General features: G+C 70.6%; 12 protein-coding genes and 1 pseudogene. 9 read left to right on the forward strand and 4 right to left on the reverse strand.

Annotation, left to right across the window (positions count from 1 at the left end; translation table 11 throughout):
- The first annotated feature begins 70 nt into the window (after window positions 1-70).
- Entirely contained in the window at window positions 71-1,114 is a 1,044-nt protein-coding gene (locus tag ACWCXB_RS25510) for an SDR family oxidoreductase (protein WP_450725858.1), read from the forward strand.
- A gap of 59 nt (window positions 1,115-1,173) precedes the next feature.
- On the opposite strand, the gene ACWCXB_RS25515 is transcribed toward ACWCXB_RS25510, so the two are convergent.
- Complete coding sequence (locus ACWCXB_RS25515) at window positions 1,174-1,725, reverse strand: DUF6328 family protein (protein ID WP_450725859.1); 552 nt, start codon at window positions 1,723-1,725, stop codon at window positions 1,174-1,176.
- A gap of 108 nt (window positions 1,726-1,833) precedes the next feature.
- Complete coding sequence (locus ACWCXB_RS25520) at window positions 1,834-2,100, reverse strand: hypothetical protein (protein ID WP_450725860.1); 267 nt, start codon at window positions 2,098-2,100, stop codon at window positions 1,834-1,836.
- Between the two features lie 406 nt (window positions 2,101-2,506).
- Between ACWCXB_RS25520 and ACWCXB_RS25525 the strand changes: the two genes are divergently transcribed.
- From ACWCXB_RS25525 to ACWCXB_RS25540, 4 genes are all read left to right on the forward strand, one after another.
- Complete coding sequence (locus ACWCXB_RS25525) at window positions 2,507-2,731, forward strand: zf-HC2 domain-containing protein (RefSeq protein WP_450725862.1); 225 nt, start codon at window positions 2,507-2,509, stop codon at window positions 2,729-2,731.
- Window positions 2,732-2,981: 250 nt separating this feature from the next.
- Window positions 2,982-5,867 (forward strand): ATP-binding protein, encoded by a 2,886-nt coding sequence (locus ACWCXB_RS25530; protein ID WP_450725863.1) that lies wholly within the window; start codon window positions 2,982-2,984, stop codon window positions 5,865-5,867.
- 219 nt (window positions 5,868-6,086) lie between these two features.
- Entirely contained in the window at window positions 6,087-6,728 is a 642-nt protein-coding gene (locus ACWCXB_RS25535) for a sigma-70 family RNA polymerase sigma factor (RefSeq protein ID WP_450725865.1), read from the forward strand.
- A 196-nt stretch (window positions 6,729-6,924) separates the two neighbouring features.
- The gene (locus ACWCXB_RS25540) at window positions 6,925-7,491 is read left to right on the forward strand and encodes a BlaI/MecI/CopY family transcriptional regulator (RefSeq protein ID WP_450725866.1); all 567 of its coding nucleotides are present in this window, start codon (window positions 6,925-6,927) and stop codon (window positions 7,489-7,491) included.
- Window positions 7,492-7,625: 134 nt separating this feature from the next.
- Here ACWCXB_RS25540 and ACWCXB_RS25545 read toward each other — a convergent pair whose 3' ends face one another.
- Window positions 7,626-10,502 (reverse strand): helix-turn-helix transcriptional regulator, encoded by a 2,877-nt coding sequence (locus ACWCXB_RS25545; protein ID WP_450725868.1) that lies wholly within the window; start codon window positions 10,500-10,502, stop codon window positions 7,626-7,628.
- A 317-nt stretch (window positions 10,503-10,819) separates the two neighbouring features.
- On the opposite strand from ACWCXB_RS25545, the gene ACWCXB_RS25550 reads away from it, so the two are divergent.
- From ACWCXB_RS25550 to ACWCXB_RS25560, 3 genes and pseudogenes are all read left to right on the forward strand, one after another.
- Window positions 10,820-11,197: a hypothetical protein gene (locus ACWCXB_RS25550; RefSeq protein WP_450725869.1), complete on the forward strand. Its 378-nt coding sequence runs from the start codon at window positions 10,820-10,822 to the stop codon at window positions 11,195-11,197.
- A 19-nt stretch (window positions 11,198-11,216) separates the two neighbouring features.
- Window positions 11,217-11,924, forward strand: a complete 708-nt coding sequence (locus ACWCXB_RS25555; protein WP_450725870.1) for a type VII secretion system-associated protein — start codon at window positions 11,217-11,219, stop codon at window positions 11,922-11,924.
- 68 nt (window positions 11,925-11,992) lie between these two features.
- Window positions 11,993-12,175 (forward strand): annotated as a pseudogene (locus tag ACWCXB_RS25560) (DUF6924 domain-containing protein); the annotation flags it as partial.
- 178 nt (window positions 12,176-12,353) lie between these two features.
- Here the strand turns inward: ACWCXB_RS25560 and ACWCXB_RS25565 are convergent.
- A complete protein-coding gene (locus tag ACWCXB_RS25565; protein WP_450725872.1) occupies window positions 12,354-12,890 on the reverse strand; it encodes a CAP domain-containing protein in 537 nt (178 codons plus the stop codon).
- Between the two features lie 376 nt (window positions 12,891-13,266).
- Here ACWCXB_RS25565 and ACWCXB_RS25570 point away from each other — a divergent pair, with 376 nt between their 5' ends.
- Window positions 13,267-14,301 carry a zinc-binding dehydrogenase gene (locus tag ACWCXB_RS25570; protein WP_450725873.1) on the forward strand — a complete coding sequence of 345 codons (1,035 nt, stop codon included), beginning with the start codon at window positions 13,267-13,269 and terminating at the stop codon, window positions 14,299-14,301.
- Window positions 14,302-14,325: the final 24 nt, after the last annotated feature.

Here is a 14,325-nt window from a genome sequence, read left to right on the forward strand (position 1 = left end):
ATGGCCCAGTGAGCTGGGCGAGCAAGGAAGGAAGACAGATGATCAACACGCAGTCCCCAGGGGTGCAGACATGACCGCGCCGCAGCCTCGCGTCCTCGTCACCGGCGGGTCCGGCTTCATCGCCGGACACTGCATTCTCCAACTGCTCGAGCAGGGATACCGGGTGCGCACGACCGTACGCACCCTCGGGCGCGAGTCCGAGGTCCGGACGCAGCTCAGCGACGCCGGGATGGTGAACGGCGGTGGTTTGAGCTTCGTGGCAGCGGACCTCACAAGTGACGCAGGGTGGGCTGACGCCGTCGCCGGTTGCGACTTCGTCCTGCATGTGGCCTCTCCCGTGCACGTGGAGCACGTCGAGAACGAGGACGATGTCATCCTTCCGGCGCGTGAAGGCACTCTGCGCGTGCTGCGTGCGGCACGCGATGCCGGCGTCAAACGGGTTGTCCTCACCTCTGCGTTCCATGCGGTCGCCTACGGATACCCGCGCACCGACCACCAGTTCACCGAGGAGGACTGGAGCGTCCTCGACGGGCCAGGCGCCACCGCGTACACCAAGAGCAAGACGCTCTCCGAGCGCGCCGCGTGGGATTTCATCGACACCGAGGGCGGTTCGACGGAACTCGCCACGATCCTTCCCGTCGCCGTCATGGGACCCGTGATGGGCAAGTCAATCTCCGGATCGAACCACCTCGTTCAGCGAATCCTCGACGGGGCGATGCCCGGCTATCCCGATCTGTGGATCCCGATCGTCGACGTACGCGATGTGGCAAGCGCGCACCTGTTGGCCATGACGGCTCCTGAAGCTGCTGGTCAGCGCTTCGTCACCGCCGGCGGACCAGCGATCCCGATGAAACAGATCGGCGACATCCTCAGAGCCAACCTCGCAGACGCAGCCAAGTACGTCCCGGCCCGGTCCATCCCCAACGCCGTGGTGCGCATGGTTTCCCTCTTCGACAAGGAGCTCCGTACGCTCGTGCCCGACCTTGGCTTCGCCAGGAAGACGACCAGCGCGAAAGCCCACCGCGTACTGGGATGGGAGCCCCGCCGTACCCCCGAGGCCGCCATCCTCGCAACCGCCGAGAGCCTGATCAGGAAAGAGCTCGTGAAAGCGTGACCCGGCGGCACTTCGCCAGGAGACCGCCGGCCCCGTACCGGCTTGGGGCCCGAAGCGGCTCAGCGGTCCGCCCTGCCCTGCCGTAGCCGGTGCCACATGGGCACGCCGAACCAGAGCCAGACGATGCCGCTGAACGTCGCCCCCGCCAGAACCGCGGAGAGGCCCGGGTTCAGGACCATCGTGAAGATGAGCAGGAGCGCGCTGCTCATGGAGATCATGAGCAGCCCGAGCCCCACGAGCGCCAGCTTGTTGGAGACGGCGACCAACTGGTTGCGCAGGCCGTGGTGGAAGACCACTCGGTGGAACGGGGCGGGAGCCGTCAGGCACGCGGCCGCCGCGAAGGCGATCACCAGCGTCAGGAGGTACTGATAGATCTGCGAGCTGCTCAGTGCCGTGAAGCGGGAGCTGAACGCGAAGGTCATGAGGAAGCCGAGCAGGAACTGCACGCCCGTCTGCGCCACTCGCACTTCCTGGAGGAGCTCGGCATAGGCGGCGTCGGAGGCCGACTTGCCCGTGCTCGGGGCGGAAGCCGGTCCCGCGGTGCCGGTTACGGGCTTCGTCTTCGCGGTGTCGCGAGCCCGCTTCCGCCGCGCACCGAGTTCCGGCTCCAAGGCACGGGGACGAGGGATGCGTTTCCCACCTATGACGGGCATTCGGGACCCTTTCTCGTACACTTCTCGGCCGGCGACACGTCGACTGGTCGACGTGCCGCCCGTCTGCTAGCTCCGTCGGCCGGCACGGGCCAGGACCGTCAGCACGCCGAACGCGATCAGTGAGACGACGACCAGACCCGCGCCCACGAGCGCGGACTTCGTGTACGCGGCCCACTCCTGTCTGCCGGACGCGAGGGCGAAGGGAGGCCGCGTCATCTCGTCCGCCGCCTGCGTCCCCGAGGCGGGCGCGTGTGCGGAGGCCGTCGCGGCGGGCAGCCCCGGTGAGCCGAAGTAGCGGCCCGTGTCAGGGACACAGGCCGAGCTTCGGCTCACCGGATTCCACGGCGCGCCGGTTGCCGTTGCCTGCCCGGTGGGCACCAGAACCGCAAGGGCCGTCAGCGCCAGGACAGCCCCTGCTCGCAGGTGCCGGCTGATTCTCATAGCGATCCTCACCGTCTCTTCCCGATGTGGGTGGCGGCCCGGATTCGCGATCCATCGGCGGGCCGATGTCAGCATCTACGGGTGTTCCTCGCCGCGTGGTTCAGCGCAGCGGCACGACGTGTTCAATCTTCCTCCATGACGTGAACGGGCGGCGGAGACTGCGCTGATACCGTCTGATGTGAACCTGTTGGATTCTCAGGATGGCCGGTTCACCGGAAGGCGCCTCGTAGCATGACGGGCGTGGAGCGAAGCTCCGCGGTCCGAACAGATCCACGCCCCTGTGAGGAGGGTCCCCATCGTGCCTCTTCCCGCCCGTGCGCATGCACGAGCCGCCGAATTGCTCACCGGGTACGTGCAGGGCTTGCTCGACGCGCCAGAGGACGGCTTCGTCTCCGATCACCTCGCGATCTGCCCGCGCTGCGAGCACGATGTGATCAGACTGACCGACGCCCTCTGCGTGCTCCACTGGGCCGGCGCGCAAGTTTTTCCCAGTGACCGAACCCTTCAGGGGCGGGGCGCGTAGTCATGGGTGACCCCTCCGCGGCGTAGCTTTCTCCTCCCCCGGTGAGCCGCGGAGCCGGGCCCGGTTCCGCACCTGCTCCGCCTCCCGCGGAACCGGGCCCCTCCATGCCCGCACACAGAACCCCTTCGAGTCACCGGGAAGTCGCCGTACAGGCATGTTCTCTTCACCCACCCAGGCCTACGATCTTGAAATGGAGCACAGTCGGCGGGCCCCCGCATCCAGGTCAGGAGCCGTCACCATCCCGAGTTGGGTGGGTCGTGACCAGGAACTCTCCTGGTTGAGCGGCCTGTTGGCGGACGTGGAGCGCGGTTCGGGCGGGTCCGTTCTGGTGGAGGGGGCACCGGGGATCGGCAAGAGCGGTCTCGTCGCCCAGGCGCTCGCCTCTGCGGCCGAGGGCTTGGACGGCCGGGCGGCGGTGCTCCGCGGCAGCGCGGACGAGTTCTGCGTGAACCTTCCCTTCCAGCTGATGTCCGATCTGCTGAGGACGACACGGCCCGGCGGCTCCGCGGTCGCGCCCAGCGGGCCCCGGTCGCCGAGCGGAGTGCCGGCGGCCGACCCGATCGCCGCGGGAGTGGAGGCGACCGTCGCGGAGTTCGAGCGGCTGTGCATGGCCGGCCCCGTGGTCGTGGCCGTCACCGACCTCCAGTGGGCGGACCGGGCCAGCCTGACGGCGCTGGCCGCTCTGGCGCGACTCACCGAACAACTGCCTCTGCTGTTGATGGGCGACCTGTCCCGGGCCCCCAGACGTGCCGAAGTGGGACGACTGCGCAGGGCGCTGCTGGCACACGGCGGGCGGGTGATCACCCTGGAGAGGCTGTCTCCCGAGGAGTCGGCCCGCCTCGCCGGGGAGTTCCTCGGCGCCCCGGTCGGGCCGGGGCTGCGGGCGTGGATCGAACAGGCGGGCGGCAACCCTCTCCACGTACGCGAACTGGCCCTGGCCCTGCAGCGCGAAGGGTATGTCCGACTGCAGGACGGCGTCGCCGAGTCGTGGCCGTCCGCGGACAGGGCGGAGTCGCTGCCCCCCTCGCTGAGCGCGGCGATCGCGGACCGCATCGGTTTCCTGTCCCCGGACACCCTGGAGGTGCTGCGCGCGGCCGGCGTGCTGGGCTCCGCGTGCACGCTCGCGGAGCTGTCGGCCGTGCTCGACTGGCCCGACCCACGAGTGACCGAGGCCCTGGAGGAGGCCGAGGCGACCGGGATCCTCTCCGACACCGACCAGGGCCTGCGTTTCTCCTCACCGCTACTGCGCCTCGCGCTGTACGAATCGATGCCGGCGGCCATCCGCGGCCTGCGCCATGAACAGACCGCACGGGTCCTCGCGGAGGCCGGCCTCGCCCCCGAGCGGATCGCCCTCCAGCTCGCGCAGACCGAGACCCCCGGCGGCTGGGTCGTCGACTGGCTCGTCGAGACCGCCCCCACCCTGATCTACCGGGCGCCGGAGGTCGCGGTCGACCTGCTCGGGCGCGTCCTGCGAGAGCAGACCGGGGACGAGCCCGGGAAGCCGTCCTGGGATCCTGCCGGACCCGCCCTCACAGAGCTGGCCTGGGACGATCCGCGGCGCGAGCCGCTGGAAGCGGTGTTGGCCACAGCGGCCTTTCTGCGCGGCGAGTACGAGCGGGCCGAGGACCTCGCCCAGCGGGTGCTGGCACGAACCGACGACGGGGACCGGGCCGGCGAGATGACCTGGCTCCTCGGTCGTGCCCTGATGCGCCAGGAGCGCTACACGGAGGCCATCGAGGTGGTGACCTCGACCGGTCGGCGCTGGCGACTCGACCCGGTCTGGGACGCCAGGCTGTGCTCCATGCATGGCCCGATTCTGTTCTTCGCCGGACTGCTGGAGGAGAGCCGGGCCGTCGGCGAGGACGCTCTGGAACGGGGCCGCCGGCTCGCCGACGCCCAGAGCATCGCCTACGCGTCGGCGATGCTGGCGATGCAGGCCCGGGTCACCCACGACACAGAGCGGGTCACGCCCCATCTGGAGGAGGGCCTCACCGCGGCCGACGAGACACCCGAACTGACCGACTGCCGTCTCATCCTGCTCGGCACCAAGAGCCAGTGGCAGATGGAACGAGGGATGCCGGACGAGACCGTCGCGGAGACCATCCGGCTCGGCCGACGGGTGGCGGAGCGCGCCGGCTCGACACGGGTCGGTGTCTTCGCCGTCCTGGCGGCGGTCCTCGCCCACAAGCAGGGGTACTGGGACGACGCGCTCGCCGAACTGGAGGTCTTTCCCGAGTGGCCCGACGCCAACAGCTGGGCGATCGCCTACCACGGGCTGAGCGCGCTGATCGCCGTTCAGCGTGACCGGCTCTCCACGGCGCACGAGCATCTGGCCCAGTGCCCGGACGGCCTCGCCGCCACGGACCCCTTCGTCCGCGTCTGTGCCGTCCATTCGATCCGGGCCCGGGCGTTGCTGGCGGAGCGCGAGGGCCGGCGGGACGAGGCGCTGGCGATGCTGGAGGAGACCGTCACCGACGCGTACGCCGCGAAGTGGTTCGACCGTCATGTGTGGATGCCGTTCCTGGCCAGGACGGCCGTGGAGGCGGGGCGTACGGACCTGGCTGCCGCGGCGGCGGAAGCGGCACGAAAGGACGTCGCCAGGGATGCTCGTCCCGACCGCGTGGCGGCCGCCCAGCAGTGCGCGGGGCTGGTCTCAAGGGATCCTGGACCCCTGCGGGAGGCCCTGGCCCGTTACCAGGAGACCTCACGTGTCCCCGACGCGGTCGGCTGCGCGGAGGACCTGGCGTGGGTGCTGGCCGTCACGGGAGACCCGGAGGCGGCCAAGGCGGCCATGCACGAGGCCGCCCAGGGCTATATCGCGCTCGGCGCCGTCGGCGAACTGGCCCGTGCCGACGCCCGCTGGCGCGCGGCCGGACTGCGCCGGGGTGTCCAAGGCGCGCGTAAACGCCCTGCCACGGGCCCGGCCTCCCTCACCCCCACCGAGCAGCGCGTGGCCGAACTGGTCGCCGAAGGGCTGTCCAACCCGGACATCGCCGACCGCCTGCACTCCTCCCGGCGCACCGTGCAGACCCATGTCTCGCGCATCCTCGGCAAACTCGGCATGCGTTCCCGTACTGAGATCGTTCACGCCCTCGCCACCGGCCCCGAGCAGGAAGGCCACGCATCACACCACTGATCCCGGCCGCGCCGGGGACCGCGCGGCGACGTGGCTCGAGCGTGCGCGAAAACGCCCTTGCCGTACGAGCGCCACCGCCTGACGTACGCCTCCCCGTACGTCCTCCGGAAGGACACGTACGTCAGGTGGCCGATGTTCATCCGTGCCCGCCGGAACAGAGTGTTCCTCGCCAGCGCAAAGGGCAGGGCGGCCGACCGCCCCGTCGACAAGGGGATCATCATGACAACCGCGCTCCTCACCAGGACCACCACCGACAGTCGCGAGACCGCTCGCCATCACGTGGCCCGACGTCGCCCGGCGGACCCCCGTACCCCGCGCCGTCCGGCGCACGCCGCGCCCCGGCAGACGGCGACCGCGGCCGACCTGGAAGACATCGTCGAGCAACACGGAGCCGCCCTGGGCCGGTTCTGTCTCTCCCTGACCCGCGGCGATGCCTGGCGCGCGGAGGAGATCAAGCAGGAGACGCTGATCAGGGCCTGGAAGAACCCGGACGCGATGGCCGCCAGCCGGGGATTCGGATCCTTCCGGCCCTGGCTGTTCACCGTCGCCCGGCGGATCGCGATCGACGCGGACCGTGCCCGCCGGGTACGGCCCCAGGAGTGCGACGACGCGATTCTCGCGATGATCCCCGAGCCCGACTGCGCCTACGACCGCCTCCTGCTCGTCGAGCTGGTCCGCAAGGCCGTCGCCGCGCTGTCGCCGGAGCAGCGGGCGGTCATCCACTGCCTGCACTTCCGATCGATGACCGGAGTCGAGACGGCCAGGGAGCTCGGAGTGCCGCTGGGAACCGTCAAGTCCCGCTCGCACTACGCTCTCAAGGCGCTGCAGGCCTCCCTGCAGGAAGACTTCGCCGGGGTGTGAGCCGGCGCCCGGCGCCATGCCTGTGATCGCCCCACCCAGCACCTGCCGCCGACCGGGGACAACCACACACGCTGAACCCGGCGGTGTTCGCCGGCGCCGGTATCTGTGTCGTACAGCTCTCCCTCCAACGAGGGACACCGAACACCAACTGCCGGGTAGCATCGACTCACCAACCAATGACGAGAAGGTGAGTCTTTTGCCCGAGCCCGCCCACGTGCTTGACGAGTACGCCCGGCGTATTCGTGAGGACACCGAGGCCAACCTGCTGCAGCAGGAAGAACTCCGCAGCCGCCTTCGCGTGCTGGAGGAGGAGCACGCCGTTCTGGCCAACATGCGGAAGACGCTGGAGTCGGCCGCGGACGCCCTCGCCGGGGCCACGACCGAATCCGTCGCGCCCGCCAAAGCGCACGATCCGGCCACGCGACGTGTGCCTCGCCCGGCCGCGGCTGCGCCCCGGGGGAACGGGCGCGGCGGATGGGGCGGCAAGGACGGGGACAAGTCGCTGATCGACGTCGTCGCCACGGTCCTGCGCCGGCAGAACGAGCCCCGGTCCGTCTCCGAGATCCTCGACCAGGTGGTGTCCGTGCGTCCCACCACCGAGCAGACCGTACGCAACACACTGGACCGTCTGGTCGCCGGCAGCCGGGCCGAGCGCACCAAGCAGGGGCGGTCGGTCTTCTACAGCGCCGTCGACGTCACACGGCCCGCGGCCGGAGACGACACCGACGAGGACGAAGCGGCCCTGACCCAGGCCGCGAGCTGAGCCTTCCGGGCGAGTGCCGCGATGCGCGAGAGCCGGCGCGGCACTTCGGGCCGGGCAAGGCCCGGCCGCGAACCTCCGGCCCGGCCGGCGCGGCTCCGGGGGCCCGCCGCGCGAGCCGGGTCTGCGCGCCGCCGCTACTGGGCCGGCTCCAGAGCGGCCGTGGCCCGTGCGAAGTCCCGTACGACTTCCGCGCGCGAGTGCATGCCCAGCTTTCCGAGGATCCGGGACACGTGGGTACCCACGGTGCGCCGGGAGGAACACAGACGCTCGGCGATATCCGGGTTGGACAGCCCTTCGGCCACGAGTTCGGCGACACGGACCTCGGTGGGGGTGAGCGACCCCCACCCGGTGGCGGGACGACGCGCGACATGGTCGCTGCGACGGAGCCCGAGCTGACGCCAGCGGGACGAGGCCCGGCCGAGTTCACCCAGGTCGCCGGTCGCGCCCAGAGCGAGGTAGCCCGTCACGGACTCCTGCATGGCGGCCCGGGCAGCCCCGAGCTGGCCCGCCGCGGCGAGTACGGCGGCCAGATCCTCCGCGCACTCGGCGGTCTTCGGGACGCGCCTGGCGCCCCGGTAGTACTCCAGCGCCTCGCGCAGCGGCGCGGGGTCCCCCGTCAGCAGAGCGCGGCAGTGCCGCGCCGCCGCCCGGTACTCGGGGTGCCGGGCGACGAGGGCATCCTTCTCCACGGCCTCGGCGGCCGCTTCGGCCAGGTCCTTACGGCCCTCCGCCAGAGCGGTCCTGACCAGGAAGGGCATCCATTCATGGCGGTTGGGTACCTGGAAGAAGTACGCGTCCGCCGTGGTCCGCTCCAGTAGGGCGAGGGCATCCTCACTCCGCCCCTCGCGTTCGGCGAGCATGGCGGCCGCCCGTATCCCCAGCACGGCGTTCTTCCGGGTCTTGGGCAGCAGCTGATCCACGTCGCCGATGGCGTCGAGGTGTTCGTGCGCCGTACTCAGCTGACCGCGCTGGACCGCGATGAGCGCGCGCGTCCCGTGGGCGCCGACGACCCAGAAGTCACAGCCGGGCAGGCCGACGACGTCCTCGAGTTCGGCGAGCGCGTCGTCCCAGCGCCCCTTGTGGTATGAGATGGCCGCGGCGGAGTCCGACACCCTGCGGGAGATCACCGTGCCCGCCTCGTCCGCCACCCGGCGCGCCAGAACAACCGTTTCCTCGACGCTGTCGTCGGCCACGTCCAGCAGGAGCTGCCCGGCCATCTTGGTGGTGAGCAGCAGAATGCGGCAGTCACTGAGTTCGGGTATCTCGGCAACCGCCGTCAGTCCCTCGTCGACATGGTCCATCAGCCGCGCCACGTCGTGCTCCGCGCGACTCAGTGTCGCCAGCATGTTCGAGGAGTAGCCGACGGTCCGCGCGTCACCGAGTCGGCGGCCCTGCTCAAGCGCCTCCGTGAGGTCCTTCCTGCCGACGTCGCGCATGCCCGAGGTGCAGAGGATCACGCCGTGCAGGCAGCGGAGGCGGGCCTCCCACAGCGCGCCGAGCTCCCGCTGCCGGGAGACGGCGGTCACGACCTCGGCGGCCTCCTGGAAACGGTCGATCACCCACAGCATGTAGCCGAGCAACCAGGCCATCTCGCCGGCCCGTTCGGTGCTGTCCGTCCGGCCCAGGACGCGGGTCGCCGTGGTCTCGGCCTCCGCGAACTGTCCGCGCAGGTAAGCGGCCATGGCCAGGGCCGCCTCCAGTGGTTCGCGGCGGTCGTCGTCCCAGGCCAGATGACCGGTCGCGCGGCGGAGCAGCTCACCCGCGAGCCCGGGCGCGGAGTAGAGCAGGGCGGGGGCCGCCTCGCCGAGCCAGTCGATGGTCCACTCGTCGCGCTCGTCATTCGCCTGGACGAGCTGGGCGGCCACCCGCTCGGGGGCCAGACCGGTCTCGGCGAACACCCGCGCGGCCCTCCGATGGCGCAGGCTCCGCAACGACACGGGCATCGACTCGTACAGCGCGCTGCGCAGCAACGGAGCGGGAAAGCGCAGCCGGTTCGCGTCGTCCGCGACGATCCCCGTCGACACCGCTTCGCCGATCGCGTCGATCACTCGGTCGGTGGGCCAGCCGACCACGGCGCACAGCTCACTGAGCCCGAACCCACCGCCCAGCAGGCTGGCGGAGTGCAGCACCTCCAGCGTGTCCGGCGACAGCACACCCAGGCGATCGGCGATCGCCGCGCTCAGCGAGGTCGGCAGCGGGTTGCGATTCTCCGGGGCCGGCAGCAGTTCGGCCTTCCCCTCGTGCACGCGGACATGGCTGTCACGCACGAGTGCCGCGGTCAGCTCTCTGATGTACAGCGGATTGCCGCCGGTCCGCTGGATCTCCTCGCTCAGCGTGCCGGAGGCCGGCGCACCGAGGAACTCCCCTGCCAGCAGGACGGCTTCCTTGGAGGAAAGGGGACCGAGGGTCAGCACGGTCGCCTGTCGCGACAGCAGGGCGCGGCGGAACTGGCCCACGTCGTCGCGTCGACGCAGGGTCGAGAGGTCGCCGACGATCAGCAGGGGCAGCTGGGCGGTGAGCCGGACGAGGGCGCCCAGAACGGTCAGACTGGCCTCGTCGGCCCACTGGAGGTCGTTCGCGATCAGCACCACGGGGCCGCGCGCGCACAGGCGCTCGATCTCCGCCACCGTCGCTTCCATGCCCGCGACCAGTGGGTTCCGGGTGGTCGCGGCCCACAATGATTGTGGGGCGACCTCCTGCCTCCCCACATCGGTCGTCCGTATCTGCCGCAGCGCGTCGTTGATCAGCTGGAACGGCAGGTTCGTGCAGAACTCGTCCGCGCCGCCCCGCAGTACGGTCACCCGGTCGGGGTCGACCGAGCGGAACGCCTCGTTGATCAACTCGGTCTTGCCGATCCCCGGTGGCCCCTCGACCAGGGCGCAGCCACCTCTGCCGCTCCTCAGGTCCGCCAACAAGTCGCGGAGTGAGGCGAGTTCGTTCGCACGCCCGACCCATCGCGCATCAGCGACCGATGCGGTGCCTGCCAAGGAAAGGTGCCGACTGTGTTCCATGCGGGTGATGGTAACGGTTGCTGAGTGAACGGAAAGAGGTGTGGAACAAAAACGGAGGGAGACTCGCGCGGTGGGACCCCCGCCCCTGGGACCCCGCCCCTGGGACCCTTCTTGCCGGTGGCCCCGCGGTGAGCCGCAGCTCAGCGTCCGTGACGGGAGCGCCCCGTCCCCGCTCCGACCACCACCTTCATGCACATGACCAACCAGTCGCACTCCTCCGCTCCTTTGATGACCGGGGCATTGGATGGGATCCTCATGACCGGAACGTGGTGTGGCGTCGGCATGGTGTGAGGGGACGTGGCTTCAGCCCATGGGTCTTGGACACGTCGTCCGGGCTCGCCGCGGAGCTGACGGCGGACGGCGCGCGGCCGGACGCCGCCGGCGTCCCGCTGACGCTCGCGACCCGCACCACGCTGGAGCTCCTGGGCGGCGCGATGACGGTCGCCCAGCTGGGACTCACCCCCTTGCTACGATTCCAGGCGCTGCTCCACAGCGGAAGCGGCCCAACGGCCCCCGGGAGCCCGCTGGAGGCCTTCCTGGCCCGGGCCGTCGCCGAGGAACTCGGTATCCGGCTCGTCGTCGCCCAGCGGGACGATCGATCCGGACTCGCCTTCGCCTCGTATGGTTCAGAGGAGAGCCCGATCATTCTCCTGGTGGGCGACCCCGACCATTCCTACGACATCGCACTCCCCTGACACGGAAACGGAGATCATGATGAGCGAGAGGGAACCGCAGCCGGGCGAGGCCGCACCCCTGGACGAGCGCGACGCGAACGCGCCCGGCGACGCGAACGCGCCCGTACCGCAGGAGCCGCCCGCCGAGGGGGAGCCCGGCGCCGCGGAGGAACAGCCTGAATGGCCGGAAGAACTGGTCAGGATGGCGAAGCTGGCGCCCGACCACATCATCCAGATCGTCGACCCGACGTGGCAGGGCGACGGCGGCATGCCGCCCGAGTGGGCCGTCGGCGGCGCCTGGCGGACCGACTCCGAGGGCAACATCGTCGAAGGCGAGATCAACAAGGAGTACCGCCCCACGCCGGCCGCCCTCGGATGGCCGGTCGCCATCGACCCCTTGGACGAGGCCGTCCAGCTTTCCGCCACCGGACACATCACCGAGGACGTGGTGGCCCGGGAGTTCGCCAAGGCCCAGCTCATGGTGTTCGTCGACGAGGAGGGCGCCCCGACGGTGGTGCAGGCACCCGACGGGACGGACGTGGTCGCCGTCTCCTCGCCCACCGTGGACGTGGACGAGGACGAGCATCCGCATGTGCGCATGCCGCTGCCCGAACTGCTCGAACGCACCGACGAGCGGTACGACGTCTACTACCTCAGCCCGTCCGCGCCGGTGAGCGTGGTCGTTCAGGTCGACGCGCTGCTGACCGCCCTCGCGCAGGGAGGCGGCGACGAGGCGACCGCTTCCTGAGGGACAGCAACTTCCAGATCCGCACCGACCTTGGCTCACCGCGGGTCTGGCACGAACTGCGCGAGCTGATCCGGTACCACACGGGCGAGCGCCTGCTCACGGGGGGACGGATCGTCGACGATCCCGCGTACGAGGGCATGGCCGCGGAGCAGTTGCTCGGCCTGGTCCCGGATGACGGCGACTGCGTCTGCCTCGCCGTGGCGGACGCGCGGACGGCGGCGCCTGACCGCCGCGTCCAGGACCGGACGCCGCTGATCGTGAACGTGGACCCCGAGAGTGAGGAACACGGCCGCGCCTTCCGTGCCCGGTCTCCGAGTTTGCGTCCGGCGACGCCAACCGGCCCTTGGCGAACGTGGAGTTCAGCGAGCACATGGAGGGTCAGGGCGATGTCCACCGGGGATGACGACCGCACGACGACGGCCGGAAGGCTCACAGGTAGCCGAAGTTCTGGGTCCACCAGGCCAGGCCCGTGCCGGGGGCCAGGAAGACGCCGACCCCGACGGACCGCACGCGGGGCCGCAGAATGTTCACGCGGTGCCCGGGGCTGTTCATCCAGGCCCGCACGACCACCCACGCGTCCGGCGGGCAGATGGCGACGTTCTCCGCCGCGGGGAACGGATACCCCGCCGCCGTCATGCGCTCAGCCGGTGTGCCGCCCTCGGGGGTCACATGGTCGAAGAAGCCCCGGGTGGCCATGTCCCGGCTGTGGGAACGGGAAGAGATCCGCAGAAGTTCCTCCGCGCGGAGCCGCGCCAGTCCGCGATCGGACCGCTCCTGGTTCACCAGGGACACGACGAGGTCTTCGAGCGCGTGCTGACGCGTCCGTACGAACGGACGGGCACGGGACGAGCCGCCGCCCGCCCGCCCGAGGAACCGCAGCCCGGTGCCGCTTCCGCCGTCCCACTGGGCGTCCCACTCGTCACCGTCCTCGTCCAGCATCGGGATCTCCTCGGATCCGGTGTCCACAAGGGATCTCCGGGGTGACTACGGTGGTGTTGCTCTGGGAGGTTCAGTCAGGCCGCCGTCACGGGGCGCGGAGTTCTCCCTAGTTCACCGGCGGGGAGTTCCTCTCTCGCCCCAGACCGGGCGGTGGTGGACCTCGGCAGCCAGGCGAGCGCTGCCGATGGTATGTCAGCCGCCGATATACCAAGGGGTATTGGCGGCCACATACCCACCCAAGCTCGGAATCCACGCTTGTCAGCGTTCTCCGGGAAGGCCTACCATCGGTCCCGATACAACCCCGGCCAGCAGCGGAAATGCCGATGACCGTTGTGTTTGCCGCTCGTTCGTATCACCGACGGGTTCCCACCCAACTCCCCAACCATCGATTCAGGGAGATCTGTTGCTGGCAACCGTGCTGTACGCCGCTGGAGACGTCCGAGTGGAGCAGGTGCCGGACCCCCGCATCGAACAGTCGACGGACGCAGTCGTCGAGGTCCTGGTCACCGCGGTCTGCGGCACCGACCTCGGCGGCTACCTGGGAGTCGACCCCATCCCGGCCGTCCAGCGGATGGGGCACGAGTTCGTCGGCCGGGTCGTGGACACCGGTGCCTCTGTGCGCTCCGTCCAGGCCGGTGACATCGTCGTCGCACCCATGGCCTGGTCCGACGGGACCTGTTCGCACTGCGCGGCCGGCCTGACGACGTCCTGCCGGGACGGCGGGCTCTGGGGCGAGGCGGGCGCCGACGGCTGCCAGGCCGAGGCGGTCCGGGTGCCCCACGCGGACGGCACCCTGGTACGCGTACCGTCCCGTGACTGCGCGGACCTACTGCCCCGGCTCCTTCCGCTGTCGGACGTGCTCGGTGCCGGACACCACGGCGCCGTCACCACCGGCGTCGGACCCGGTTCGACCGTCGCCGTGGTCGGTGACGGCGCCGTGGGCCTGTGCGCCGTGCTGGCGGCGCGCAGGCGGGGCGCCGAGCACGTCATCCTGCTCGGCGCGCACGCGCCCCGACTGGCGATGGCCTCCAGGTTCGGCGCGGACGACATCGTCGTGAGCAGAGACCGCGAGGCCGTCGAGGAGGTCAGGGAACTCACCGGCGGCGACGGCGCCGACGCGGTGATCGACGCCTTCGGCAGCGAGCAGTCCCTCGCCACGGCCGTCGGCATCGCGAGGGACGGCGGCAACGTCTGCCTCGTCGGTGTGACCGGCCAGCCGACCTGGATGGACGCCAACCAGATGGTCAGGCGGAACCTCTCCTTCCGGGCAAGTGTCGCACCGACCCGCGCCTACATACCCGAGTTGCTCGAAGACGTCCTGGCCGGCCGGCTCGACGCCTCACCGCTCTTCGACCTGGAGCTGCCGCTGGTCTCGGTGGGCGACGGGTACAAGGCGATGGGCGTCCGTTCGGCGATCAAGGTCCTGGTCCGTCCGTGATCACGTAATTCCGCACTCCGCACG

It is taken from the genome of Streptomyces sp. NPDC001514 (assembly GCF_053597075.1).